Raw genomic sequence first — 25,863 nt, forward strand, 5'->3', positions numbered from 1 at the left:
TCCGGCGCGGAGTGATCATTGCGAGGATGCCATGAGCTATTCAAAGACTGACTACTACGCCGAGGGCCTTGCAGAGGCCTTCGACGAGCACGGCGTAACCGCAACGCCTGAGCAGATCCGAGCAATCGCAGGTGATGTTGTGGGATGGGCAGAGAGCATCGGAATGGCCTTCCACGTTCCAGCAGGCGACCCACGCGACAGCGAGCTGGCCGACCTCCGCAAACAGCTTGAGCGAGAGCGCAACAAAGTTGCATGTTGGGGTCTGCAAAGGATCTGGCCTTATTCGCTTTCAAGGCCCGTACCACGCCTCTACGTACACCTGTCACAAATGCAATGGCGAAGGCAGGCATGCCCCATGACATCCCGCCAGCGCGCTCGCCGCCTGCTGATATGGCGCGGTTCCTTCTGTGCTCTAACCCTCCTCTCTCTTCTGATGCTCGCCAGCGCTTTGGCTGATCGCGTCACTTCCTAAACACTTACAGCGCCCCTCTCCGGTGGCGCGGAGAGCAATCGTGCGGATTTCGGAGCACCGTGACCGGCCGTTTCGGTTGATCGTGACCGGTCATTTCGCTAACGCGTGACCGCTCATTTCGGTAGCAACGTGACCGATTTTCCGCCTGTTCCGAAACAGGTGGTCACGGCTTACCGAAATCGCCGGTCACGACTTAGCGAAAGCCTTCCCCTTCGTTGCGCATGACCTGATGCGCCGCCATCCTCGACCGATTTCGGGAGAGGAAGATGGCGGCGCCGCGAGTAGCCATGCGAAACATCAAAGAATGTCTGCGCCTCAAGTTTGAGGCCGGCTTGTCCCACGAGAAGATTGCCCGTGCCTTGCAGCTGTCCAAGGGCGTGGTTAGCAAGTACATCGCGGCGGCGCGGGTGGCCGGGCTGGACTGGCCGGCGCTGGTGGCCATGGACGAGGCCGCGCTGGCGGCCGCCTTGTTTGCACCGACGTCGACGAACAAGCCGCGCGGTGAGCGAGTGCTGCCCGATGTGCTGAGCATCCACCGCGAGTTGCGACGCAAGGGCGTGACCTTGCAGCTGCTGTGGGAGGAATATCTCGCCGCGCATGCGGGCCAGCCGACCTACCGCTACACCCAGTTCGTCGAGCACTACCGGCGCTACGCCCAGACGCTCAAACGTTCGATGCGTCAGCTGCACCGTGCGGGCGAGAAGCTATTCATCGACTATGCCGGGCCGACGCTGCCGGTGGTCGACCCGGCCACCGGCGAAGTGCGCCGGGCGCACATCTTCGTCGCCGCCCTGGGCGCCTCGAATTACACCTATGCCTGCGCGACGCCAGGCGAAACCCAGGTGGACTGGCTGACCTCGCTGGGCCAGGCTCTGACCTACTTTGGCGGCGTGCCGGAAATGGTTGTGCCGGACAATCCGCGCGCCCTGGTCGCCCAGCCGGATCGCTACGAGCCGGGCCTGAACCGGGCCACGCTGGAGTGCGCGCGTCATTACCAGACGGTGATCCTGCCGGCACGGCCACGCAAGCCTCAGGACAAGGCCAAGGCCGAGGTGGCGGTGCAGGTGGTCGAGCGCTGGATCATGGCGCGGCTGCGCCATCGGCAGTTCTTCAGCCTGCATGCGCTTAACCAGGCCATCGCCGAGCTGCTGGAGGATCTGAATCGGCGCCCGTTCAAGCGGCTCGATGGCTGCCGGCGCGACTGGTTCGAGCGCCTGGATCGCCCGGCCTTGCGAGCGCTGCCGGTGCATCCCTACGAGGTCGCCACCTTCAAGCGCTGCAAGGTCAGCATCGACTACCACATCGAGGTCAATGGCAGCTTCTACAGCGTGCCCTCCGCCCTGGCCCGGCAGAACGTGGACGTGCGACTGACGGCACACACCCTGGAAGTGCTGCATGGCAACCGGCGGGTGGCCAGCCACCTGCTGCTGGGGCGACGCGGCGCTTACAGTACCCAGCGCGAGCACATGCCCGCGGCGCACCAGGCGCATCGCGAATGGACGCCACAACGCCTGCTCGACTGGGGCGCGCGGATCGGCCCCTACACGCGCCAACTGATCGATCACCAACTGACCCACAAGCCGCACCCGGAGATGGGCTACCGCGCCTGCCTCGGCCTGCTCTCGCTGGCCCGGCGCTATGGCAATGCACGCCTGGAAGCCGCTGCCGAACGTGCCGTACACCTGCGCGCCTTCACCGGGCGCAGCGTGCGCAACCTGCTCCAGCAAGGCCTGGATCAACAGCCGCTGCCCCAGCGTGCCGCCGAAACGACCTTACCCGGCGACCACGAGAACGTCCGTGGCGCCGACTACTACCAACCCCCGCAACAGGAGCTGTTCGATGATGCCGCAACACACCCTGAATCAACTGCACCAGCTACGCCTGGACGGCATGGCCCGCGCCCTGGAAGAGCAATGGACGCTGCCGGCCAGCCACAGCCTGAGCTTCGATGAACGCCTCGGCCTACTGCTCGACCGCGAACTGGCCTGGCGTGACAACCAGCGCCTGGTACGGCTGCGCAAGAAGGCCAAGCTCAAGTACGCCAACGCCTGCCTGGAAGATCTCGACCGCCGCACCGGACGCGCCCTGGACGAGCGTCTGATCGCCACCCTGGCCAGTGGCGACTGGATCCGCCAGCAGCACAACCTGCTGCTGACCGGCCCGACCGGTGCCGGCAAAACCTGGCTGGCCTGCGCCCTGGGCAACCAGGCCTGCCGCCAGGGCTATAGCACCCTGTACCTGCGCACCCCGCGCCTGCTGGAACAACTGCGCATCGCTCATGGCGACGGCAGCTTCGGCCGTACCCTGCAACAGCTGGCAAAGGTCGACGTCCTGGTGCTGGACGACTGGGCGCTAGCCCCGCTGGAGGAAGGAGCCCGGCATGACCTGCTGGAGGTGATCGACGACCGCGCTGGCAGCCGCTCCACCATCCTGACGAGCCAACTGCCCATCGAGCACTGGCACGGCTGGATCAACGACCCGACCCTGGCCGATGCCATCCTCGACCGCCTGGTGCACAACGCCTACCGACTGACGATGAAAGGCGAGTCGCTGCGCCGAAAAAAAGCCGAGGAACAAGCCGCATCGTGACCGATGCGATTACAATCCAGAACCCGCGCAACCGGGGTGGAAGCACCGGTCACGTATTAGCGAAACGCTCGGTCACGTTCACCGAAATCCGCAGCCATCTCGAATGACACGCATAGCCTCCCAGACACGCTGGCGATTGCCCTTCTTACCGTGCATTTCCAGATCAATTGGTTTACGACCACGACCGCCAGCCATTACGAAACCCTCCGCACAGGAGCGTCGCCGGTGAACCACTCCCGATGGCCCCAGGTCGCAAGGTCAACCTTGTCCCAGCATTGGGTTTGGGCTTCGTTGTAAACGCGGTACAGGTTGACCGCGACACGGCGCAGACAGCCTTTAACCTTCTTGCGCAGGTCTTCTAGCAGATCGTCGGCGAAGTGCAGGCCGGGGTAACTGGCCTGGGCCAAGGCGTGTATGTCGTGAAGCGTGGCAGGCTGGGCAGGCACCCACTCCAGCACACGGTTATGCAGGCGCTCCAGCCTGGCCAGGCTGCTAGGCACTCGTTCTTCACCGATCAACACGATGGTGCCTTGGCTGGCGTTGTAGATATCGGTCAGAACGTTGGCTATGGATTTCTCAAGCAGGTACTGCACGTCATCGATCAGCAGCGGGCGCCCGCTGCGCGACAGTTGTTCGGCGATCTGGTCCACCATCAGCGACAGGGTGCGTTCAGGTGTGATGCTCATTTCGTGCAGGATGGCTTGCAGGAAAGCCTTTTTGCTCCAGGTGTCGCGGCACTCGACGTAATAGGCGCGATGCTGGTTTGCGGCGAAGGCAGCGCCAACGCTTTTGCCCAAGCCGGTGGGGCCATGCATCACGACAACACCGGGCAGCCCCTGTGGGCGTTTGAGGGCGCGTTCGATAGCGGCAGACAACAGGCCAACGTTGGTCAGTGGAACAATCTTGGGAAAACTCATGTGAAAACTCCTTAGGGGTTAGGCTCTGGCTTGTTCTGCGTGGGCAAACATCCGCTGCATCGCGCTGTAGTCGGAATGTTTGGGCCAGCGTTCGTGCCACTGGGCTTGCTCGGGTGGTAGCGCTTCGCCGCCCTTCACGCGGCCATCGAGCTGCTGCCAAAGGCGGTACTTGGAAATAGGGTCGTTGGGGATTTCAAAGGCTGGAGCCTGTGGCGCGACCAGCTGGGCGAAACGTTGTGCTTCGGCTAGCTGTGCCGGGGACAGCTCATAGCTGCTCGATGCCGTGGGAATGACGCGCATTTCAACGTCTTGCCCGGTGATGGTTTTGGCCTTTTTAACCAGGCGCGACAGCTGTCCGCGTTCGCGCTTCTCACTGGCTTTTTCAAGCATCGTTACCGGCATTGCTGGGCTGGCATTGCCATCCAGAATGGCTTCACCGATCAGCTCGCCATCAAGGGTATGCACCCATACACGGCTGGAGTCGCGGAAGTCATAGGCCACGCGGACTTCCTCGCCATGGAAACCTTCCAGTTCTTTCAGGAAGTAGGTGCCGCTATTCCATTGCACCTGGGCGCGCCGAGCAGTGCGCAGGACCTGCGGACGGGTCAGGCTTTCAACGATACTTGCGTCAGCCAGCAATGGCTCCCAGCCTTCGGCCTCGGCCTGTTTCCAGGCTTCCATGGGGCTTTGGTGACGCATGCGCAGCGTCTGTGGGTCGCGGAACTTCGGTAGGCCACGGTGTGGGCGCCGGTTGTAGTCGTCGAGTGCGCATTGCAGGTCGGCGAAGAACACCGAGAACTCCGGCACAACTGTTGGTGCCAAACCCAGCGCCAACTGCTTACGGGATAGCTTGTGGGCCTTGGTTCCGGCCTCCTTGTCCATATCGGCGCCGATGTAGCTGTCGAAGGTTTTAGCGAGCCTGACCAGGATGGTTTTGTGTGGGCGTTCAATCACGCCACGGGCTTGGGAGTTGTAAGGCAGCGAATGCGTGACGGTGCCGCCAAGACGGTCATTGGCTTCATAGACCACGGCGTTATCAAAGCCGCTGCCGTTGTCTACATAGAAAATCTTGTACATGCCGCAGCGGGTAACACCGTCGCGCAATGTGTCCAAGGTGGCCAATGTCGACTCAGCCAGGTTGACCGAAAAACCGGTGATTCGGCGTGTGCCCCAATCAATGATCATGGTGATTTCCGGCCGGAAGATCTGGCCGGTAAGAGGGTTGATAACCTCGGCGTCAAAGGTATGACCATCGGCAACCCAGACATCATTTGGCCAGAGCATGTCCGCCTTGCGGCGGTTGTACGCCTGTAGGGTTTTCAGCTCATGCGGCCCCATACGACCACGCTCGCGGGCCTCTGGAGACAGCTTTTTCAGCCAGCGGCGGACGGCGTGAATGCTCGGGCAGACGCTGGAGTGGACCTCTGAATGGATCTGTTTGAACTGCTCGTATGCCGCTTCAACGCTGGGCTTCTGCGGGCGCTGATAATGCTTCAGGAACTCGGCAGCCCAAGACGGGACGCTCATGTCCTGTTTGCGGCGTGCTGGTGCCAGTCCCATTTCCCCATGGGCGCGATAGTCCGCCAGCCACCGTTTCAGGGTGCGCTCCGAAAGTGTTCGGTCTTCTGTTTTGCGGTCGTTGGCCCGGACCACTTGCTCGGCAAGGTAGGGGCTCAGGTCGCCGGTTCGTGCCAGGGAGACCAGTGTGAGAATGGCGCGGTTCTGGCTGACCACCTTGCTCATGCGCTCTATTTCGCGCACGAATGACAGGCGTGCCGTCATGACCGAGATCTGCGAATCATTCAAGCGTGACGCTTTTTTAGCGTCACACCCTGAAAGAATCACATGTGTTTCAGCCGGTGCTTCTGGTGCACTGGCGGGAATTGAGGCAGCAATGAGAGCAGCCTGGGTTTTCTCCGGCAGCATCGCAAAGGAGTACTCGACAGCTTTGCTACCAAGTCGTTGCTGGCCCTCCCAGTTCTCCCGAGCAGCCATTGCCTTAACGTTGCGAGAAGTACTCGGCAAGCCGGGCAGGCCTGCGAGTTCCTGGGCGGAATACCAATTACGCATGGCTGCCCCCTAACATACGCTTCAGTTCGCGGGCTTTTCGAGTAGCGTCTGCGGCGACTCTTTCCAGGCGACCAAGCTCAGCATCAAGTGCTTCGCGACCGTAAGAAACTCGTCCGCCACGCAGATGCACCAACCAGTCGGTCATCGCGTGAGTTGCACAAACCTCTTCAAGCAATGGCGCCCTATATAAAGGAAGGTTGTGCTCGGTACGGGCGGGACTCGACCATGCATCGAGCATGTTCTTGCTTACGTCGTCACCTGAAAGTCGCGACATACGAGCTGCAATCTCGTAACGGTCCAGCTCGGAGCCTTTGAGGATTTCGCTCACCAGCTCACTCACCGTCGCGGCGTAGTTGCCATGGCCAGGTATAGAAAGCACCGGCTGTGGAACAGAGAAGATGTCTAGTGTCCTGTCGTCTTTTACGCGGCGCATGTTCACACCCCCGCCACGGCTTTACAGTGTCGAAGGACATAGAGTGAGTTATGATCTTGATTACTGGCTGCTCTGCGTTCTGCACGGTTCGGGCAGATTCGATGAGGCTTACCATCGGTGTTCCAGCGCTCGGGCCAGATGTCGATTGGCATTAAACCCAAAGCTTTTGCAATAGCTCTCTCCATACGTGGATAGGCGATGCGCTTTGTGTTCTTGAGGGCTTGGCCTGAAACATCCAGCTCGCGAGATAGCTTGGCCAGTGATGTACCGCGAGCACGTAATTGGTATTTGATCCATTCCCAACGCTGGGTCGGATCAGACGGTATTTCGGCTTTGTTCATGTCGGCGTCCATTTACAACCACCTGGCAGGGTGGTTTTTTTGGGGTGTCTAACGTTTCCTAGGACATAAACATAGCGCGGATAAATGTGCATATCAATCGGAAAAAAGAGCATCCGATTCTTTTTTATGCACCAAATGCACGAAAAAATATATAACGTAGAGAAATCAATGGCTTACAAGGAATCGGATAAAACGGATGCTCCAAATACGCAGCATCCGATTCCAGCTGGTGCAATCGGATGCTTCCGCGAGCGGCTTAAAGAGGCTATGGGAGGAAGGGCTGCACGCGCATTTGCGCGTGACGTGGGTCTTTCAGAGGGAGCTATACGCAGTTATCTGAGCGGCGATACATACCCGACATTGGATAGGCTTGAGCAGATCGCCCAAGCAACCGGTGTATCGCCCATATGGCTAGCATTTGGCGAAAGCGAGCGCCCACAGCTAGTCATAGAGGACGCTACGTATAGCTACATACCGCTCTATGACGCGAAGTGCAGCGCGGGGCATGGGGCCTGGACCGACGATGCTCGAATCCTGACTCGCCTCGCCTTCACTACTTACTCTTTGCGCAAGCAGGGGCTCAGTCCGTCCAATCTTTCAGCTATCCGCGTTGACGGTGATTCTATGGAGGGTCTGCTGAGCGACGGCGATACAGTGCTGATTGACCATAGTCGTACGTCATTGGAGGGGGAGGCTGTCTATGTTGTTAGGCTTGACGACCACCTTTATGCCAAGCGCTTGCAGCGTCAGATAGGTGGAGGTATCGCTGTCATCAGCGCCAATACGGCCTATCAAGTGATGACTGTAACGAAGGAACACCTTGATGATCTGGAAATCATCGGCCGTGTTGTGTGGGCTGGGGGCTGGCTATAGTCATGCCCCTAGTGCCAAAGAGCCCGCAATAAGCGGGCTCTTTGTTTATTTTTCATCGTTTTTTGATTCGCGCCAGTTTCGGCACTGTCTGACTCATCACTGAGTGCCCCAACTGGTCGGCAGCCCCCGTCCTGCCTGGCCCGACTCAGCTCAAACCATTTAGACCCGCTTTAACCCACCGACCTCCCCACTGGTGCCAAAGCTCCCACCTCCCCACATTTTGAAGAGGAAGCAGGCATGAAAAGTCGAGAAGTCACGCAAAAGTCACGCACATGAAAAAGGCCAATGCTGTGAACATTGGCCTAAGTCATTGAAAAATATGGTCGGGACGGAGTGATTCGAACACTCGACCCCTAGCACCCCATGCTAGTGCGCTACCGGACTGCGCTACGCCCCGACTAGGCGTGAAACCCGTTTCACTTCTCAGGAAACGTTGAGGAATATACCGCAAGCTTTTGAAAAGTGGAAGTATTTAAAACAGAGAATTACTTCTTGAGCACCACAAGCACATCTTCCAATTCGGAAATCATCTGACGGATCAGTTGCTTGTACTGGGTGGTATCGTCTTTGGCCTCATCACCGGACAGGCGCAGGCGTGCACCACCGATGGTGAATCCCTGATCGTAGAGCAGCGCGCGGATCTGCCGGATCATCAGCACATCCTGACGCTGATAATACCGGCGATTTCCGCGGCGCTTGACAGGGTTGAGTTGAGGAAACTCCTGCTCCCAATAACGCAGCACATGCGGCTTGACCGCACAGAGCTCGCTGACTTCACCGATGGTGAAGTAGCGTTTACCCGGGATCACCGGGAGCTCGTCGTTATGACTTGGTTCCAGCATATGCCTCAACTCGGGCCTTCAACTTCTGCCCTGGACGAAAGGTGACCACACGGCGAGCCGTGATTGGGATTTCTTCACCCGTTTTCGGGTTGCGGCCAGGACGCTGGCGTTTATCCCGAAGGTCGAAGTTACCGAAACCGGACAATTTGACCTGTTCGTTATCTTCGAGAGCATGCCTGATTTCTTCAAAGAACAGCTCGACCAATTCCTTGGCCTCGCGTTTATTCAGGCCTAGCTCTTCGTAGAGACGTTCGGCCATTTCAGCTTTCGTCAGAGCCCCCATACGTCACTTCCTTAACGTGGCGTTCAACCTTTGTTCGAGCGAGGTGAGGATATTTTGCGTCGTGGAGTTCACCTCATCGTCATTAAGAGTGCGCGATGGATGCTGCCAGGTCAAGCCGACGGCAAGGCTTTTTCTATGCGGATCAATGCCTTTACCCTGGTACACGTCAAATAGCCTGAGGTCTGTCAGCCATTCACCTGCATTTTCACGAATCACGTCCAGAACGGCGCTCGCCGCAACATCACGATCTGCCAGCAGCGCCAGATCTCGACGCACTTCTGGGAAGCGTGACAACTCATGGAATTTCGGCAAGCGACCTTGAGCCACTTCGCTCAGAACCAGCTCAAACACATAAACTTGACGGTCCAGGCCGAGGGTCTTTGCCAACTCTGGGTGAATCGCTCCCAAATAGCCGATCTCACGACCATCGCGCTCGATACGCGCAGTCTGGCCAGGATGCAGCGCAGGGTGCTTGCCCGGAACGAAAGTGAATGCGTCCAGAGCCCCTGCAATCCCCAACACGGCCTCAACATCCGCCTTAACGTCAAAGAAGTCCACAACATCGCGACCTTGTGCCCAGCCTTCAGGCAAGCGACTGCCACAAACGACGCCCGCAAGCATTGGCTGCTGCTTCAACCCCTCCAACTGGCCGACGAAACGCAAGCCGCTTTCAAACAAGCGGACACGATCCTGTTGACGGTTCAGGTTGTGCTGAAGCGCCTTGACCAACCCCGGCCACAATGACGAACGCATGGCTGCCATGTCGGCCGAAATCGGGTTGGCCAGCAGTAGCGGTTCGACACCCGGATTGAACAATTCAAAGAGTTTTGGATCGATGAAGCTGTAAGTGATTGCTTCCTGGTAGCCACGTGCAACCAACAAACGCCGCAATGCCGGGAGATCACCTTGCGCTTCCGCCTTGGCCTGAGGGGCCAGACGGGCCTGTGGATAGCGAACCGGCAGACGGTTGTAACCATAGAGACGCGCCAACTCTTCGATCAAATCGACTTCGAGGCTGATGTCGAAACGATGGCTCGGCACTTCAACACGCCATTGCCCTGCTCCATCGGCAGTCACTGCCAGGCCCAGCCCGCTGAGCAAACGCTCAACCTCAGAACCTTCCATCGCCATGCCCAACATCTGGGTAATGCGTTCAGCGCGCAAGGTTACAGGCGCTACAGACGGCAAGTGCTGCTCACTGACTGTTTCAATGATCGGGCCGGCGTCACCGCCAGTGATCTCCAGCAGCAGACCGGTCGCACGCTCCATAGCTTCGCGAGCCAATTGCCAATCCACACCGCGCTCATAGCGATGGGACGCATCAGTGTGCAGACCATAGGAACGGGCTTTCCCGGCAACCGCGATCTGATCGAAGAACGCGCTTTCCAGGAATACATCACGCGTGTTGGCGGTTACGCCACTGTGCTCACCCCCCATCACACCAGCAATTGCCAGGGCGCGGGCATGGTCAGCGATCACCAGGGTATCGCTACGCAGTGTCACTTCCTGGCCGTCGAGAAGTACCAGCTTCTCGCCCTCTTCCGCCATGCGCACGCGAATGCCACCGTTGATCTCCGCGAGATCAAAAACATGCAGCGGCTGACCCAGCTCAAGCATCACATAGTTGGTGATGTCAACCGCAGCATCGATGCTGCGTACATCAGCGCGACGCAGGCGCTCAACCATCCACAGCGGGGTAGGCTTGGAAAGATCGACGTTACGAATGACCCGGCCCAAGTAGCGTGGACAGGCGGCTGGAGCCAGGACTTCCACAGGGCGGACTTCCTCATGGGCGGCAACCACTGCTTTCACTTCTGGACGCTGGACTTTCGCCGCGTAGAGCGCGCCGACCTCTCGGGCCAAGCCGGCCAGGGACAGGCAGTCACCGCGGTTTGGCGTAAGATCGACCTCGATACTGGCATCGTCAAGATTCAGGTAGGCACGAATGTCGTCCCCCACCGGGGCATCAACCGGCAACTCCATCAGACCGTCATTGCCTTCGCCGATCTGCAGCTCTGCCTGCGAACACAACATGCCGTTGGACTCAACGCCACGCAGTTTGGCTTTCTTGATCTTGAAGTCGCCCGGTAGCTCGGCGCCAATCATCGCAAATGGGACTTTCAGCCCTGGACGCACGTTGGGTGCGCCGCAGACCACCTGGAAGGTTTCCGCTCCATTACTGACCTGGCACACACGCAACTTGTCGGCATCCGGGTGCTGCTCGGTGCTCAACACCTCACCCACCACCACCCCACTGAAATCACCGGCGGCTGGCGTTACGCTATCAACCTCAAGACCGGCCATCGACAGACGAGCAACCAACTCGTCGCGACTTACTTGCGGGCTAACCCAGCCACGCAACCATTGTTCACTGAATTTCATCCTGCTCTCCTAATAGATTCGTTACGGACGCGCGACTAGCGAAATTGCGCAAGGAACCGCAAGTCGTTGTCGAAGAACAGGCGCAAGTCATTGACACCGTAACGCAGCATGGCCAGGCGCTCGGCACCCATGCCGAAGGCAAAGCCCTGGAACTCTTCCGGGTCGATCCCGGACATACGCAGCACGTTCGGGTGAACCATGCCGCAACCCATCACCTCCAGCCAGCCAGTCTGCTTGCAGACACGGCAGCCTTTGCCACTGCACATCACACATTCCATATCAACTTCGGCGGAAGGCTCGGTGAACGGGAAGTAGGAGGGACGGAAACGTACGGCCAGTTCTTTTTCAAAGAACACCCGCAAGAACTCTTCAATGGTGCCTTTCAGGTCAGCGAAGTTGATATCGCGGTCGACCAGCAGGCCTTCTACCTGGTGGAACATTGGTGAGTGGGTGATATCGGAGTCGCTACGATACACACGGCCCGGGCAGACGATGCGAATCGGCGGCTGCTGCGATTCCATGGTGCGGACCTGTACCGGCGAGGTGTGGGTGCGCAGCAACATATTCGCATTGAAATAGAAGGTGTCATGCATCGACCGGGCCGGGTGATGACCTGGGATATTGAGCGCCTCAAAGTTGTGATAGTCGTCTTCGACCTCAGGGCCTTCGGCGATGCCATAGCCAATATGGGTAAAGAACTGTTCGATACGTTCTAGGGTCCGTGTAATCGGGTGCAGACCACCAGAGGTCTGGCCACGGCCCGGCAGGGTTACGTCAATGCATTCGGCTGCGAGCTTGGCGCTGAGTTCCGCCTCCTCGAAAGCGGCTTTGCGCGCATTGAGAACCTCTGTCACACGCTCCTTGGCCACGTTGATCAGCGCACCGACTTGCGGGCGCTCTTCGGCAGGGAGATTGCCCAGGGTCTTCATCACCTGAGTCAGTTCGCCCTTCTTGCCAAGGAAGTGAACCCGGATCTGCTCCAGGGCATTGATGTCTTCAGCGTGTTGCACGGCCTCAAGTGCTTGAGAAACCAGCGCATCCAGGTTTTCCATGTACAGACTCCAGATACAAAATAGGGGAAGAGCTTGAAGGCTCTTCCCCTATTTATGACGTTTAACACCAGAGCCCACGAAAGGTGAGCCCGGATGACTGTCGGGGGTACTTAAGCCAAGGTGGCTTTAGCTTTCTCGACAATCGCAGCAAACGCCGCTTTTTCGTTCACTGCCAGATCAGCCAGAACCTTACGGTCGATCTCGATGGACGCTTTTTTCAGGCCAGCGATCAAACGGCTGTAAGACAAACCGTTGGTACGAGCACCAGCGTTGATACGAGCGATCCACAGAGCGCGGAACTGACGTTTTTTCTGACGACGGTCACGGTAGGCGTATTGGCCTGCCTTGATTACCGCTTGCTTGGCAACACGGAATACGCGCGAGCGAGCGCCGTAGTAGCCTTTAGCAAGTTTCAGAATTTTTTTGTGACGTTTACGGGCAATGACGCCACGCTTTACACGAGCCATGAGTTACTTCCTCTATTCTTGATCCAAAAATTAACGAAGGCGCAGCATGCGCTCGACTTTTGCCACGTCAGACGGATGCAGCAAGCTGCTACCGCGCAGTTGACGCTTACGCTTGGTCGACATTTTGGTCAGGATGTGGCTCTTGAAAGCGTGCTTGTGCTTGATACCGTTAGCAGTTTTCAGAAACCGCTTAGCAGCACCACTTTTGGTTTTCATCTTTGGCATGTTCGGATACTCCGCATTCAGTTGATAAACATAATCAGAAGGCCTGCCGTGCCCTGTTGATTACTTCTTCTTTTTCGGGGCGATGACCATGATCAGCTGGCGTCCTTCCATCTTAGGATGCTGTTCGACCGAACCGTACTCTTGCAGGTCAGCTTCAACCCGCTTGAGGAGTTCCATCCCCAGCTCCTGGTGGGCCATCTCACGGCCGCGGAATCGCAAGGATACCTTGGCCCTGTCCCCGTCACTCAGGAAACGTACCAGGTTGCGCAGTTTTACCTGGTAATCCCCTTCCTCCGTCCCTGGACGAAACTTGATTTCTTTAACCTGAATCTGCTTCTGGTTCTTCTTCGCAGCGGCAATCTGCTTCTTCTTCTCGAAGATCGACTTGCCGTAATCCATCACCCGGCAAACAGGTGGGACTGCGTCGGCGGAAATTTCCACCAGATCCAGCTTGGCTTCTTCAGCTATACGAAGCGCTTCATCAATCGAGACGATGCCAATCTGCTCGCCGTCAGCGCCAATTAACCGAACCTCGCGTGCCGAGATATTCTCGTTGATCGGGGCTTTCGGTGCAGCTCGTTTATCTTGTCTCATATCACGCTTAATAATAATTACTCCGAATCTTGGCGACCACGCCGGGAAACCGCTTGTGCGAGGAACGCCGAGAATTGGTCCACAGGCATCGAGCCCAGGTCTTCACCTTCACGGGTACGCACAGCGACAGTCTGCATCTCGACCTCCCGATCTCCAATAACCAAGAGATAGGGAACCTTGAGCAAAGTATGCTCGCGGATTTTAAAGCCGATCTTTTCATTTCTCAAGTCGGACTTGGCACGAAATCCGCTTTGATTGAGTGTTTTTTCCACTTCAAGGGCAAAATCTGCCTGTTTATCAGTGATATTCATCACCACGGCCTGAGTCGGAGCCAGCCACGCAGGGAACGCACCCTCGTAATGCTCGATCAGAATCCCGACAAAACGCTCGAAGGAACCAAGGATAGCCCGGTGCAGCATCACCGGATGCTTACGGCTATTGTCTTCGGAAACGTATTCAGCGCCCAAACGAATAGGCAGGTTGAAGTCAAGCTGCAAGGTACCGCACTGCCAGACACGCCCCAAGCAGTCCTTCAGCGAAAACTCGATCTTCGGACCGTAGAACGCACCTTCGCCCGGTTGCAGGTCATACGGCAACCCAGCGCTATCCAAAGCGGCAGCCAAGGCATTTTCCGCGCGATCCCACAAGTCATCGGAACCCACGCGTTTTTCAGGACGAGTGGAGAGCTTCATTTCGATGTCTTTAAAGCCGAAGTCGGCATAGACATCCATGGTCAGCTTGATGAAAGCAGCAGACTCGGCCTGCATCTGATCTTCGGTGCAGAAGATGTGCGCATCGTCCTGAGTGAAGCCCCGTACGCGCATGATGCCGTGCAACGCACCTGACGGCTCGTTACGGTGGCAAGCTCCGAACTCGGCCAGGCGCATCGGCAGTTCGCGGTAGCTCTTCAACCCTTGATTGAACACCTGCACATGGCATGGGCAGTTCATTGGCTTGATTGCGTAGTCGCGGCTTTCCGACTCGGTGGTGAACATGTTCTCGGAATAGTTGGCCCAGTGCCCGGACTTTTCCCAAAGACTGCGATCGACCACTTGTGGCGTCTTGATTTCCAGGTAGCCGTTTTCACGCTGCACCTTGCGCATGTACTGCTCAAGCACCTGGTACAGAGTCCAGCCATTGGGATGCCAGAACACCATGCCCGGTGCTTCTTCCTGGGTATGGAACAGACCCAGACGCTTGCCGATCTTGCGATGGTCGCGCTTTTCGGCCTCCTCGATACGCTGGATGTAGGCGGCGAGCTGCTTCTTGTCCGCCCAGGCAGTACCGTAGACCCGCTGCAACTGCTCGTTCTTAGCGTCACCGCGCCAGTAGGCGCCCGAAAGCTTGGTCAGCTTGAAGGATTTCAGGAAGCGCGTGTTCGGCACGTGCGGGCCGCGGCACATGTCGACATATTCTTCGTGATAGTACAGGCCCATTGCCTGCTCATTCGGCATGTCCTCAACTAGGCGCAACTTGTAGTCTTCGCCGCGGGACTTGAACACTTCGATGACTTCGGCTCGCGGCGTAACCTTCTTGATCACGTCGTAGTCTTTCTCGATCAACTGCTGCATGCGCTGTTCGATGGCGGCCATGTCCTCGGGCGTGAAAGGACGCTCGTAGGCAATGTCGTAATAGAAGCCTTCATCGATGACCGGACCGATGACCATCTTGGCAGTCGGATACAACTGCTTGACGGCATGCCCCACCAAGTGGGCGCAAGAGTGGCGAATGATCTCCAGCCCCTCTTCGTCCTTTGGCGTGATGATTTGCAAGGTTGCATCGCCGTCGATCACATCACAGGCGTCGACGAGTTTGCCGTTGACCTTACCGGCCAAGGTGGCCTTGGCCAAACCGGCACCGATGGATGCGGCGACCTCAGCTACGGAAACCGGGTGATCGAATGAACGTTGACTGCCGTCGGGAAGAGTAATAGTGGGCATGGCGCCTCCTCTCCTAGTGGTGACCCCTACCAAAGGTCACGTGGGTTGGGATGAGCCAGTACGCGATTCAGTCCAGCCGTTCTGTAACAAACGCCTGCCTCACAGTGGCAAGAGCCTTGCGGCCAACCGGAAAACCGAACCAGAGTGACTGGGGTTCACATCAAAAATTAATGAGGCATAGACTGCAAGGGAAGTGAGATACCCAAAGCTTGAAAACACCCAAGCCGGGCATGCTAGCACAGATAAATCCCAGCATCGCGCAGCATGTTTCACGCCCGCCACTTTCCGGCCTTTTGTTGGCAGGAAAGTGAACTTGCGATGTACGCCGAGCCTCAAATACATCGAGAATCGTCGTCCTAGCCATCGACCTCAGGAGAACCCGCCCCATGCGCCTCACCCAACTGTTCACCCTTGCCGCCCCGCTTGCCCTTCTTCTGCCGTTGAGCGCCCAAGCAGCCTGGCCTGCCGGAACTCGCGCCGACTACATGAAGGACTGCACCGCCGCAGCCAGCCAAAACATCGATGCCAAAAGCGCCGAAAAGCACTGCGCCTGCGGTGCAGACAAGCTGAATGAAAAATTCACCACCGAAGAAATCAAGGAACTGATGAGCAAAACCAAGCAACCCAGCGCAGAACTCAGAACCCGAGCTCTGGACGCCATCGCTGCTTGCCGAGCGGTCAAATAACTCGCCCGCGCCGGGAATAGCCCGTATCCAGACCATTCAACGAGCTTGAAACGCGGCTTTTTTCACAATTTACACAGCTTTTACGGGTTTTTTTATCGCCATTTGTTTTCTGCAAAAGCCGCTTAAACCGCGGCCTGCAGCCAACTCGGAGAGCAAAATACGACGGCACACCAGGCAAAGAACTCCTACAGGGGGCTCCCAAGTCGAACATTTCGACTATGATAGCTCGGTGTGCCCAGTTGGCCTGAGCAGCACAGTACTACTGAAAATATATGTTTCTTGGAGATACACCATGTCTAATCGCCAAACCGGCACCGTAAAATGGTTCAACGATGAAAAAGGCTTCGGCTTCATCACTCCTCAAGGTGGCGGTGACGACCTGTTCGTACACTTCAAAGCTATTGAAAGCGACGGTTTCAAAAGCCTGAAAGAAGGCCAAACCGTTTCCTTCGTGGCTGAGAAAGGCCAAAAGGGTATGCAAGCTGCACAAGTTCGTCCTGAGTAATTTCTCAGCGAGCTAAAAAAACCCCGTACATGTGACGGGGTTTTTTGTGGGCGGGTAAAAAGCTACTCAGCCACAGTTGACTCGATTCACCACCAGGCTGGCGTCCGTGTTGAGATTCAAGCGGTCGGAACGGTATTCCAGGGTGATCATGTCGTTAGGCTTGAGGAAGCGCGCATATTGCGCCCCAGAACGACTACGAGCCTGCTCCAGCAACTCTGGAGAAGCCTTCTTGCCGATGGCGAATTCAGCAGCCGATGCTTCACAACGCGTGTGCCCGGACTCAGAGGCTACGGGTTCCTTTGTCGACCCGGCGGTGCTGCATCCACTGAGGACAACGGCGGCCAACAAGGTTCCGAATGAAGCGAGCTTCCAAGGCATGAAGCCTCCTTTTCAAAATTAAGCAGAGTTCGTGCGACAGTCGATTTTGCGTTTGGTTTCAAAAACCAATGGCCTTTTGCCCTGCCCCACAGCTGGCGGACAAGTCTGCCTCAGCCATCGATCCACTTTCACAGGACAATCGTCACCGAATATGAACGGCACTCAATAGATGTCGATATAGTCAAACGCCGGCTTCGGCCAGTTCTGCTTGAGCGCATTGAAAATCTGCATCACCCAGACCTCATCGCTGGCCGCCACGTTACCAACATAACCGGATCCCGCCGCCCAGGTTTCCAGGCGAAACAACAAGCCCTCGATCTCGGCACCGCCCACGACTCCCGAAGAAATGTAGGCCATTCCACCCTTGGTGACACGTAACTGGGTATGCACGCTATCACTGGCCGAAGCCAGAAGCTGACGCACCGCCTCCAGGGTCAGGGCATCAGGCTGGTTCAAATCGATTTGCACGGTGGCTTCCTTGAGCGCAGGAAAAGCGCCAGTGTCGCACAGCACCTGCCTGATGCCTAAGTCGCAGTGCCAAATGCCCGGCAACATGGTTAACTCTGCGCCGTAGTAAACACCTGCCCAGGCCTGACCTGAGGCCCGCCTTATCCGAATTCGTGAGACCTTCATGGCTACCGTGAGTATTGACGCCGACATCAAAGCCAAATGGCCCCAGGGCCAGTGCTCCTATAGCCCGGGAAGCCCGGAAGAGTTGGCAATCATTGGCATAGATCTGCTGGTCAAGGAGCTGGGAACCCAGTCAGCCCGTGCATTCATCGAGCAGGTATTCGAGAAATACCCAGCCGACCACTTGGGCGCCCAGGACCCGGAACGGGAATAGCACCCCGCAGGTCGTGCCTGCGGGGCGCGACTTACTTGAGACGGGCCAGACGCTCGGTGAGCAGATCGAAGAAGCCCTGAGCATCGCCATTCTCAACCCAGAACACGTTCTTTTCCTGCTTCAGGCCGTCGTACCAGTCGACGATGGTCTGGCCGAAGGTCGGCCCTTCGCGACTGTCGACGACCATGTTGGCCTGGCGCCCGGTGAACAACTCGGGCTTCAGGAGGTAAGCGATCACGGTAGCGTCATGTACCGGGCCACCAGGAATCCCGTAGTGCTCCATATCCCCCTTGACGTACTCGTTGAGGATATCCCCCACCACTTTGCTGGCATTGTTGTTCAGGGTCGCGATCTTCTGCAGACGCGCATCGCTGGTCAGCACCTTGTGCGTCACATCCAAGGGCAAGTAGGTCAACTTGACGCCACTCTTGAGCACCACTTCCGCGGCCTGCGGATCGGCGAACAGGTTGAACTCGGCCACCGGCGTGATGTTGCCGCCATTGAAATGGGCACCGCCCATGACCACCACCTCCTTGATGCCTTGGGTGATATCCGGAGCCTGGATCAGCGCCAGCGCCAGGTTGGTCTGCGGACCGAGCATGGCGATGGTGATGCTGTGGGGCTTGGCTGCACGCAGGGTGTCGATCAGGTAGTTCACCGCATTGCCCTTGGCCAGAGGCGCCTTGGGCTCATGCACGGCCACCCCGGAGATGCCCTCCTTGCCGTGGATATTCTCGGCGTAGATCGGCGTGCGCAGCAGTGGCTTGGGCGCCCCGGCATAGACCGGCACTTCATCACGCCCCGCCCACTCACGAGCCAGTCGGGCATTGCGTGAGGTCTTGTCCAGGCGCACGTTGCCCGCCACCGTGGTCAAGGCACGGATGTGCAGTTCTTCGGGCGAGGCCAGGGCGAACAGCAGGGCCACCACATCGTCGGCCCCCGGATCGGTATCGATGATCAGATCGATTTTTTCCGCCGCCTGAGCGCCGGTAGCAGTGAGCAGAGACAAAAGCAGCAGACTCCGGAACCAGTGATTGAATAGCTGAGCATAGCGGTGCATGGCGCACTCCTTGTGCAGGGTATGAAAAGGCCTAGAAAGTCACCCCGGCAACCAGGGCGATGTTGCAATAGGGCTGGCACTCTCCCGTGCGGACCACCGCCCGGGCCTGTCGGCAGAGCACCTTGAAATCTTCGTGACTGAGCAGTTTGCGCGCCCCCAGCTGGCCATTGAGGTCCAGCTCATCGAGCCCCGACAGAGGCTGCGGCCGCTTGCGCAGAATCTCCTCGGCCAGCACATGACTCTCCACCTGCATCTCACTGAGCAGCACCTTCAGCGTGCCGAGAAAATCGGGAACGCCGTGGGTCAGGGCCAAGTCGATCAACTCGACGCCCGCAGGCACCGGCAGACCGGCATCACCAATCACCACGATGTCGCCGTGCCCCAGGGAGGCGATCAAGCGTGACAGGGCAATATTGAGCAAAGGGGTCTTTTTCATGAGGGTGCAAACGCCTGAACGTCGGACAGCATGGGAATGGAAGGTTGTGCGCCAGCCCGGGTCACCGACAACGCCGCGGCGACCTGACCAAAGCGGATCGCTTCGACCTCGCTCTTGCCGGCAGCCAGAGCCGCGGCAAAACCACCGACAAAGGTGTCTCCCGCCGCGGTAGTGTCGACGGCCTTGACCTTGGGTGCCGGGAAATACTCACAGCTGTGGCCATCGGCAAACAGCAAGCCTTGCGCCCCCAGGGTAATGATGACCTTGCCGGCGCCAGCGGCGATCAAACGACCGGCCGCCACCTCGGCGCTCTCCAGGGAGTCCACGGTCACCCCACTGAGCGCCGAAGCCTCGCTTTCATTGGGAATCAGGTAATCGATAGAGCCATACCACTGGCCCGGCAGCGGCGCGCTGGCCGGCGCCGGATTGAGAATCACCGTCTTGCCCAGCTCGCGCCCGCGCTTGAGGGTGTAACCCACCGTCGCCATGGGCACTTCCAGCTGGCAAATGATCACCTCAGCCTCCTGCAGCACCCGATCGAATCCTGCGACCTTCTCGGGACTGAGCAGACCATTGCCGCCAGCGACAATGACAATCGCATTCTGACTGCTGTCATCCACCACGATCAGGGCCACGCCGCTGGAGCCCTCGACCACGCTGACAGCCTGGCAATCGATCTGCTCGGCGAGCAAGGCGCCACGCAGTTGCTCGCCATAGGCGTCAGCGCCGACACAGCCAACCATCGAGACCTGCGCCCCGAGCCGCGCCGCGGCTACCGCCTGATTGGCCCCCTTGCCACCGGATACCGTGGCGAAGGACTTGCCAATCAGCGTCTCGCCCCCGCGGGGCAGGCGCTCGGCCCGGGTGACCAGGTCCATGTTGAGGCTTCCCACTACCACTACTTTTGCTGGCATACATCGATACTCAATCATTTGGGTTCAGCGGTATTCGGCAAAGGCACCGCCAAGCGGCGCCGTGGATTCCCGCAAGACAATATTCGGCTTCACGATGCGCTGGTCGACCGGCAACTCCCGCGAGGCGATCCGGCGCAGCAGCAACTCTGCCGCAGTCTCGCCCAGCTGCAGGATCGACTGGCCGACCGTGGTCAGCGCCGGGTAGACATAGCGACTCATGAGAATGTCGTCGAAGCCAATCACCGAGAGCTGGCCGGGCACGCGGATATTGCGTTCCGCAGCCGCCCGCAGTACGCCGATGCCCATCATGTCGTTGCCAGCGAATATCGCGCTGGGCCGGCTGGGGCCATCGAGCAACTGTGCCGCCGCCAGATAACCACCGGTGCTACTGAAATCACTTTCCAGAAGGCGCGAGGCCGGTACTGCAACCCCTGCTTCGTGCAACGCCTGATGAAAGCCCGCCAGACGCAACTGCGCCACGCTGGTCTGGGCCGGCCCACCAATGCAGGCAATGTCGCGATGCCCCAGGTCCAACAGGTGCCGGGTCGCCAGGTAGGCACCGTATTGGTGGTCGATGCGCACCAGGTCGGCGTCCACGCCCTCCAGCCCGCGGTCGACGATCACCATCGGCGTGCGCACCCCGGCCAGGCCCTGGGCCAGGCCGCTGTCGCCTCCGGCGGAGGTCACGATCAAGCCGTCGATGCGTTTTTCCAGCAGCACCCGCAAGTAGTTGCGCTGCTTCTGCGGGTTGTCGTCGGAGTTGCAGAGAATCACGCAGTAGCCGTTGCGCTCGCAGTAGTCCTCGATCCCCCGCGCCAGCTCGGCAAAGTACGGGTTGAGGCTGTTGGGCACCAGCAAACCTATGGTGGCCGTGGTCTTGGCCTTCAGCGAACGCGCCACCGCGCTGGGTACATAATCCAGGCGCTTGATCGCCGCTTCGACCTTGACCCGAACCTCCTCGCTGACCGGGCGTGTCTTGTTCAGTACATGGGACACCGTGGTGTAGGAAATCCCCGCCAGCGCCGCCACATCCTTAATGGTTGCCATGAATCAAACCCGCCGATTGGCGCGCTGGCTGCGATAGGTGTCCAGCACCACGGCAATCACAATGACCGCACCGGTGATGATGCGCTTGGTCGGTTCGGATGCGCCGATTTGCGCCAGGCCCGCAGCCAGCACGGAAATAATCAAGACGCCAAAGAAGGTACTGATCACCGAACCGCGTCCGCCCATCAGGCTGGTGCCGCCGATCACCACCGCGGCGATGACCTGCAACTCCAGACCGGAGCCCGCATTCGGGTCTGCCGCTTCCAGGCGAGAAATTTGAAACAGCGCCGCAATGCCCGCCAACAATCCCATCAGGCTGAACACCAGGATCTTGTAGGGTTTGGGGTTGATCCCCGCCAGGCGCACCGCTTCTTCGTTGGTACCGATGCCGATCAGGTAGCGGCCGAACACAGTGCGCGTCAGCACCGCCTGGGCCAGAAAGATAATCAGCAGGGCAATGATAAACGACGGCGAAATGCCAAAGGCAATCGGATTCGACAGCCAGGCAAAGGCGTCGCCGATATAGGCGGTGCGCGAGCCGGTCATCTGGTAGGCCACGCCCCGGGCCATTTCCAGCACCCCCAGGGAAACGATGAACGACGGAATGCGCCAGGCCACGGTGATCGATCCGGTGATGGTTCCCGCCAGCGCCGCACACGCCATGCCCAGCAACGCCGCAGGTACCACGCTCCAGCCCCAGCCGAGGATCGCCACGCTGACCGTCGAAGCGGCCAGGGCCAGCACCGAGCCAACGGACAAATCGATGCCGCCGATGATCAGCACAAAGGTCATGCCCACCGCCAGCACCATCAGGTCGGGAATCTGGTTGGCCAGGGTGCTGAACGTGTCATAGGAGAGGAAGTGACTGCTGAGCAGGGAGAACAGAACAATCATCCCCAACAAGGCCCCCGCCAGCCCCAGGTAAGTGCCGAGGCCGTAGTAATGGCCGCCTCGCTTGCCGCTTGCAGGTGCAGTATTCATGGTGCGTTCCTAGGCGCCACTTCATTGAGCAGCGCATCTCGTTTCTGATAGCCGGCAAAGGCGGCGGCAAGCAATTCGTCCTGGGTCCAGCTGTCACGCTCGAAGGTGTCGATCAGACGTCCGGCAGACAGCACGCCGATGCGGTCGCAGATCAGCATCAACTCGCGCAAGTCGCTGGACACCACCACCAGAGCCTTGCCCTGGCGGGTCAACTCGCCCAGCAGGCCGTAGATATCGAACTTGGCGCCGACATCGATGCCGCGAGTGGGTTCGTCGAACAGCAGCACCGAGCAGTCGCGCTCCAGCCAGCGACCGATCACTACTTTCTGCTGGTTGCCGCCGGACAATTCACTGACCCGTTGCGCCGGGCTGGAACTGCGAATGCGCATGGCGTCGATCTGCCGCCGAGCCAACTGCTCCTCGTCCTGGCCATTGACCAGGCCACGACGGGAAATCGCCGGCATATTGCCCAAGGCGATATTGGCGCTGATCGACTGGGTCAGCAGCAGGCCCTCTCCCTTGCGGTCCTCGGTGATCAGGGCAATACCGTTGGCCACGGCGTCCACCGGCGAGCGAATGCTCACAGGCCGCGCCGGCGTCCCCAGGGCAATGCTGCCGCTGTCGGCAGCATCGGCGCCGAAGATCAGGCGCAACAGCTCAGTACGCCCTGCCCCGATCAGCCCGGAAATCCCGAAGATCTCGCCGCTGCGCACCGCAAACGACACATCGCGAACCTTGTCCGAACGGCAAAGGTTGCTCACCGTCAGCGCCGGGGCGCCGATCTTGCGCTCACCCAGATCGATATGCTCGCCCAGCTCGCGCCCCACCATCAGGTTCACCAACTGCTCGCTGTTGTAGTTGGCCATGGGCTCGACACAGACCAGGCAACCATCGCGCAATACGGCAATGCGCTGGGCAATCCGGGACAGTTCTTCCAGGCGATGGGAGATATAGATGATCGATACACCCCGAGCCTGCAGACGGGCGATCTGCTCGAAAAGCATCTCCACCTCGCGAGCCGTGAGCATGGCCGTGGGCTCATCAAGAATCAGCACATGGCAGTCGCCGATCAGGTTGCGGGCAATCTCCACCATTTGCTGATGGCCGATGCCCAACTCGCCCACCAGGGTGTCAGGATCGATGGCGTCCAGGCCGACCTGGGCCATGGCTTCGATCGCCGCCTTGCGCAGTTGCTTGCGGCTGATCCAGCCGCCATTGCTGGGCAGGTTGTCGAGAAACAGGTTTTCGGCCACCGACAGGGTCGGCAGCAGGTTGAGCTCCTGCATGACCATGCGGATACCCAGGTCCTCGGCCTGGGTGCGGCTAGCGGGACGATAGTCCTGACCATTGAACTGCATGTGCCCGATGGTCGGACTGACCAGGCCACCGATGATCTTCGACAGGGTACTCTTGCCGGCACCGTTTTCCCCGGTCAGGGCCAGCACCTCCCCGCGCAGCAGCGTCAGGTCGATGCCGGTCAATACCGGTTGTGCATAGGTCTTGCCGATACCGCTGACCGAAAGGACAGCGTTCGCAGCGGAAACTGACATAGGAAACTCTCCATGCGCTCACCCTTGCGGGCGAGCGCCGTTGGGCCGTCGCAACGACTATTTGGTGACCAGCGCAACCGGAGTTTCGATCACGCCATTGGCACCGCTGTCGACCTTCTCGCCCTTGAGGATCTTCAGCGCCGTCTCGATACCGAACACCGCCTGCTTGGCGGCGAACTGATCGGCAGTGGCCAGGACCCGGCCATCCTTGAGCATCGGCTTGATGGCGTTGATATTGTCGTAGCCCACTACCTGGACCTTGCCCGCCTTGCCGGCGGCCCGCACAGCGGACACCGCCCCTACCGCCATGCTGTCGTTGCCGGCCAGCAACGCCTTGAGATTCGGATACTCGCTGAGCATGGCCGAGGCGACGCGGTTGCCGGCGTCTATCTCCCAGTCACCCGATTGCAGCGACACCACCTTGATCTGCGCGGCCTCCATTGCGTCCTTGAAGCCGGCGGTGCGCTGTTGCGCATTGGTGGTGGTGGAGACGCCTTCGATGATCCCGACTTCATCCCCGGCCTTGAGTTGCTTGGCCAGGTACTCACCCACCAGGCGTGCGCCCTTGCGGTTGTCCGGCCCGACGAAAGGCACGCTGATGTTCTTGCTCTTGAGCACCCCGGGATCGAGCTGGTTATCGATATTGATCACCGTGATCCCGGCGTCCACCGCCTTCTTGATCACCGGCACCATCGCCTTGGAGTCGGCGGGAGCGATCACCAGGGCGTTGACCTTGGAGACAATCATCTGCTCGACGATACGGATCTGGTTGGCGGTATCGGTTTCGTCCTTGATGCCGTTGGACACCAGGTCGAAATCGCCGGAGTGCTCTTTCTGATAAGCCTTGGCACCGTCTTCCATGGTCAGGAAGAACTCGTTGGCCAGGGATTTCATGACCAGGGCGACCTTGGGTTTCTGCGGGGTGTCGGCCAGAGCCGAAGAGACAGGAAGGGCAGCGGATGCAGCGGCCAAAACGGCGACAGCGAGTAGACGTCCAGCAAAGGGCAGCTTCATGGGTTCACTCCGATCTTATGATTATTGTGAGCAGCGTTCGCCCGGCGGTGCCACCAGGTTAGCGGTGGCGCTGGCCGGCGCCATGCCTCGGAAAGATAGACGATCAGCGCTTCCCGAGCACCGCGCAAACGTTTGCGTAAAACGAACTATGCGAACCTCGCCAGAGTTTGTCAACGCGGTTCAATCTGCAATCAGAGAGCCTAAGCAGCCATTCGCAGCCGGCCGCTTGGAGAAGAACCTGTCCGAAAATGCTCCCGGACAGGCTGATGATTCAGGCGCTGGTATTCACCAGACCACCGGAGGAGGAAGACTCCTTGGCCAACTCCCGCACCAGATTGGCCGAAACCTCTGCCAGGGCACCGTTGGTAGCCGCGACCTGCCCTTGAATGGCCATGACTGTCGTCTGCTTGGCCTCGGGGGTTGGGTAGTTGGCGGCCTGGGCGGCAGCCAGCTGCTGTTGCTGCTCTCGAAGTTGCTGCTGCAGTTCCTCCATGCGCTTGAGCAGCATCTTTACCACGATGCTGTGATTGTCTGAGCTTGAGCTTTTGCTTTCAGACTGTTCGGCCTGCTTGCTGGAACCGACTCGCAAGCTACCCGACTCGTCGGTGCCCAGCGCGCTAGACGCCTGCTCGGCGGTGGCATCGTTCAATGCATTGATGGTCGCGGGTGACTTGCCATTGATCAGAATGGCTCCTGCCCCTGGAAATCCGACTGACAGTGACATGGGAACTCCTTGTGAAAAATCCTAGAAGGATCATCGACCGCCGCTGAACATTCTTTAATGAATATGCAAGAAGTCGCTTCAGGACTGACGACGAGTATTTTCGGATAGCCGAACACAGCGCTGCACAAATGTTCGGAAAACCGGACGCCGCTTGACTCAACGCGACCACAAACAGAAATAAAATTGATATGAATCAGTAACTTAAAATACCTAACCGACCAAGGTAGCGCTGGTACAGATCCTG

At 58.8% G+C, this 25,863-nt stretch carries 29 protein-coding genes and 1 tRNA gene; 7 read left to right on the forward strand and 23 right to left on the reverse strand.

Going from position 1 to position 25,863, the window contains the following annotated elements:
- Window positions 1–31: 31 nt before the first annotated feature.
- From BLV47_RS19830 to istB, 3 genes are all read left to right on the forward strand, one after another.
- Entirely contained in the window at window positions 32–472 is a 441-nt protein-coding gene (locus tag BLV47_RS19830) for a hypothetical protein (RefSeq protein ID WP_092316409.1), read from the forward strand.
- A gap of 266 nt (window positions 473–738) precedes the next feature.
- Window positions 739–2,424: an IS21 family transposase gene (gene istA / locus BLV47_RS19835; RefSeq protein WP_062838241.1), complete on the forward strand. Its 1,686-nt coding sequence runs from the start codon at window positions 739–741 to the stop codon at window positions 2,422–2,424.
- The gene (gene istB, locus BLV47_RS19840; protein ID WP_062838242.1) at window positions 2,312–3,061 is read left to right on the forward strand and encodes an IS21-like element IS1474 family helper ATPase IstB; all 750 of its coding nucleotides are present in this window, start codon (window positions 2,312–2,314) and stop codon (window positions 3,059–3,061) included. The genes istA and istB overlap by 113 nt, the downstream gene beginning before the upstream one ends.
- A gap of 194 nt (window positions 3,062–3,255) precedes the next feature.
- Here the strand turns inward: istB and BLV47_RS19845 are convergent, their stop codons facing one another.
- The 4 genes from BLV47_RS19845 to BLV47_RS19860 are packed head-to-tail and all read right to left on the reverse strand — an operon-like array spanning window position 3,256 to window position 6,834.
- A complete protein-coding gene (locus BLV47_RS19845) occupies window positions 3,256–3,978 on the reverse strand; it encodes an AAA family ATPase (protein WP_092316214.1) in 723 nt (240 codons plus the stop codon).
- A gap of 18 nt (window positions 3,979–3,996) precedes the next feature.
- Window positions 3,997–6,048 (reverse strand): Mu transposase C-terminal domain-containing protein, encoded by a 2,052-nt coding sequence (locus tag BLV47_RS19850; protein ID WP_092316212.1) that lies wholly within the window; start codon window positions 6,046–6,048, stop codon window positions 3,997–3,999.
- Entirely contained in the window at window positions 6,041–6,481 is a 441-nt protein-coding gene (locus tag BLV47_RS19855; protein ID WP_092316210.1) for a hypothetical protein, read from the reverse strand. Before BLV47_RS19855 ends, BLV47_RS19850 begins: the two co-directional genes overlap by 8 nt.
- Window positions 6,482–6,483: 2 nt before the next feature.
- A complete protein-coding gene (locus tag BLV47_RS19860) occupies window positions 6,484–6,834 on the reverse strand; it encodes a helix-turn-helix domain-containing protein (protein ID WP_244168912.1) in 351 nt (116 codons plus the stop codon).
- 114 nt (window positions 6,835–6,948) lie between these two features.
- On the opposite strand from BLV47_RS19860, the gene BLV47_RS19865 reads away from it, so the two are divergent.
- Window positions 6,949–7,695, forward strand: coding sequence for an XRE family transcriptional regulator (locus BLV47_RS19865; RefSeq protein ID WP_341865634.1), 747 nt, complete (start codon window positions 6,949–6,951; stop codon window positions 7,693–7,695).
- Window positions 7,696–8,015: 320 nt separating this feature from the next.
- On the opposite strand, the gene BLV47_RS19870 is transcribed toward BLV47_RS19865, so the two are convergent.
- The 9 genes from BLV47_RS19870 to thrS form a co-directional block, all read right to left on the reverse strand.
- Window positions 8,016–8,092: transfer RNA gene (locus BLV47_RS19870), tRNA-Pro, on the reverse strand.
- An 88-nt stretch (window positions 8,093–8,180) separates the two neighbouring features.
- Window positions 8,181–8,537: a MerR family transcriptional regulator gene (locus tag BLV47_RS19875; RefSeq protein WP_007920509.1), complete on the reverse strand. Its 357-nt coding sequence runs from the start codon at window positions 8,535–8,537 to the stop codon at window positions 8,181–8,183.
- Window positions 8,518–8,820: an integration host factor subunit alpha gene (gene ihfA, locus BLV47_RS19880; protein WP_002553164.1), complete on the reverse strand. Its 303-nt coding sequence runs from the start codon at window positions 8,818–8,820 to the stop codon at window positions 8,518–8,520. The genes BLV47_RS19875 and ihfA overlap by 20 nt, the downstream gene beginning before the upstream one ends.
- A 3-nt stretch (window positions 8,821–8,823) precedes the next feature.
- Window positions 8,824–11,202, reverse strand: coding sequence for a phenylalanine--tRNA ligase subunit beta (pheT, locus tag BLV47_RS19885; protein WP_092316411.1), 2,379 nt, complete (start codon window positions 11,200–11,202; stop codon window positions 8,824–8,826).
- 35 nt (window positions 11,203–11,237) lie between these two features.
- Entirely contained in the window at window positions 11,238–12,254 is a 1,017-nt protein-coding gene (gene pheS / locus BLV47_RS19890) for a phenylalanine--tRNA ligase subunit alpha (RefSeq protein ID WP_011060419.1), read from the reverse strand.
- A gap of 110 nt (window positions 12,255–12,364) precedes the next feature.
- A complete protein-coding gene (rplT, locus tag BLV47_RS19895; RefSeq protein ID WP_016963673.1) occupies window positions 12,365–12,721 on the reverse strand; it encodes a 50S ribosomal protein L20 in 357 nt (118 codons plus the stop codon).
- A 30-nt stretch (window positions 12,722–12,751) separates the two neighbouring features.
- Window positions 12,752–12,946, reverse strand: a complete 195-nt coding sequence (gene rpmI, locus BLV47_RS19900) for a 50S ribosomal protein L35 (protein WP_002553160.1) — start codon at window positions 12,944–12,946, stop codon at window positions 12,752–12,754.
- A gap of 60 nt (window positions 12,947–13,006) precedes the next feature.
- Entirely contained in the window at window positions 13,007–13,558 is a 552-nt protein-coding gene (gene infC, locus BLV47_RS19905) for a translation initiation factor IF-3 (protein WP_169893379.1), read from the reverse strand.
- Window positions 13,558–15,480, reverse strand: coding sequence for a threonine--tRNA ligase (gene thrS / locus BLV47_RS19910; protein WP_092316413.1), 1,923 nt, complete (start codon window positions 15,478–15,480; stop codon window positions 13,558–13,560). The genes infC and thrS overlap by 1 nt, the downstream gene beginning before the upstream one ends.
- Before the next feature lie 386 nt (window positions 15,481–15,866).
- On the opposite strand from thrS, the gene BLV47_RS19915 reads away from it, so the two are divergent.
- Both BLV47_RS19915 and BLV47_RS19920 read left to right on the forward strand, forming a co-directional pair.
- A complete protein-coding gene (locus BLV47_RS19915; protein ID WP_092316415.1) occupies window positions 15,867–16,166 on the forward strand; it encodes a hypothetical protein in 300 nt (99 codons plus the stop codon).
- A 292-nt stretch (window positions 16,167–16,458) separates the two neighbouring features.
- Window positions 16,459–16,671 (forward strand): cold-shock protein, encoded by a 213-nt coding sequence (locus BLV47_RS19920; RefSeq protein ID WP_003179963.1) that lies wholly within the window; start codon window positions 16,459–16,461, stop codon window positions 16,669–16,671.
- A 66-nt stretch (window positions 16,672–16,737) separates the two neighbouring features.
- On the opposite strand, the gene BLV47_RS19925 is transcribed toward BLV47_RS19920, so the two are convergent.
- Together BLV47_RS19925 and BLV47_RS19930 are read right to left on the reverse strand one after the other, a co-directional pair.
- Window positions 16,738–17,049 carry an I78 family peptidase inhibitor gene (locus tag BLV47_RS19925; RefSeq protein ID WP_060838435.1) on the reverse strand — a complete coding sequence of 104 codons (312 nt, stop codon included), beginning with the start codon at window positions 17,047–17,049 and terminating at the stop codon, window positions 16,738–16,740.
- Between the two features lie 162 nt (window positions 17,050–17,211).
- A complete protein-coding gene (locus BLV47_RS19930) occupies window positions 17,212–17,517 on the reverse strand; it encodes a hypothetical protein (protein ID WP_042940719.1) in 306 nt (101 codons plus the stop codon).
- Between the two features lie 163 nt (window positions 17,518–17,680).
- Between BLV47_RS19930 and BLV47_RS19935 the strand changes: the two genes are divergently transcribed.
- Entirely contained in the window at window positions 17,681–17,893 is a 213-nt protein-coding gene (locus tag BLV47_RS19935) for a hypothetical protein (protein WP_092316417.1), read from the forward strand.
- A gap of 31 nt (window positions 17,894–17,924) precedes the next feature.
- On the opposite strand, the gene BLV47_RS19940 is transcribed toward BLV47_RS19935, so the two are convergent.
- The 8 genes from BLV47_RS19940 to BLV47_RS19975 form a co-directional block, all read right to left on the reverse strand.
- Window positions 17,925–18,953 (reverse strand): nucleoside hydrolase, encoded by a 1,029-nt coding sequence (locus BLV47_RS19940; protein WP_092316419.1) that lies wholly within the window; start codon window positions 18,951–18,953, stop codon window positions 17,925–17,927.
- 31 nt (window positions 18,954–18,984) lie between these two features.
- Window positions 18,985–19,389, reverse strand: coding sequence for a D-ribose pyranase (gene rbsD, locus BLV47_RS19945; RefSeq protein ID WP_092316421.1), 405 nt, complete (start codon window positions 19,387–19,389; stop codon window positions 18,985–18,987).
- Window positions 19,386–20,303 (reverse strand): ribokinase, encoded by a 918-nt coding sequence (gene rbsK / locus BLV47_RS19950; protein WP_092316423.1) that lies wholly within the window; start codon window positions 20,301–20,303, stop codon window positions 19,386–19,388. The genes rbsD and rbsK overlap by 4 nt, the downstream gene beginning before the upstream one ends.
- Window positions 20,304–20,327: 24 nt before the next feature.
- On the reverse strand, window positions 20,328–21,350 hold the full coding sequence (locus BLV47_RS19955) for a LacI family DNA-binding transcriptional regulator (RefSeq protein WP_092316425.1): 1,023 nt from the start codon (window positions 21,348–21,350) through the stop codon (window positions 20,328–20,330).
- Window positions 21,351–21,353: 3 nt separating this feature from the next.
- Window positions 21,354–22,331, reverse strand: coding sequence for an ABC transporter permease (locus BLV47_RS19960; RefSeq protein ID WP_092316427.1), 978 nt, complete (start codon window positions 22,329–22,331; stop codon window positions 21,354–21,356).
- Entirely contained in the window at window positions 22,328–23,881 is a 1,554-nt protein-coding gene (locus tag BLV47_RS19965) for a sugar ABC transporter ATP-binding protein (protein WP_092316429.1), read from the reverse strand. The genes BLV47_RS19960 and BLV47_RS19965 overlap by 4 nt, the downstream gene beginning before the upstream one ends.
- 57 nt (window positions 23,882–23,938) lie before the next feature.
- A complete protein-coding gene (locus BLV47_RS19970) occupies window positions 23,939–24,895 on the reverse strand; it encodes a sugar ABC transporter substrate-binding protein (protein ID WP_092316431.1) in 957 nt (318 codons plus the stop codon).
- A gap of 271 nt (window positions 24,896–25,166) precedes the next feature.
- Window positions 25,167–25,619 carry a hypothetical protein gene (locus BLV47_RS19975; protein ID WP_092316433.1) on the reverse strand — a complete coding sequence of 151 codons (453 nt, stop codon included), beginning with the start codon at window positions 25,617–25,619 and terminating at the stop codon, window positions 25,167–25,169.
- Window positions 25,620–25,863: the final 244 nt, after the last annotated feature.

The organism is Pseudomonas saponiphila, assembly GCF_900105185.1.
Classification (GTDB): Bacteria; Pseudomonadota; Gammaproteobacteria; order Pseudomonadales; family Pseudomonadaceae; genus Aquipseudomonas; species Aquipseudomonas saponiphila.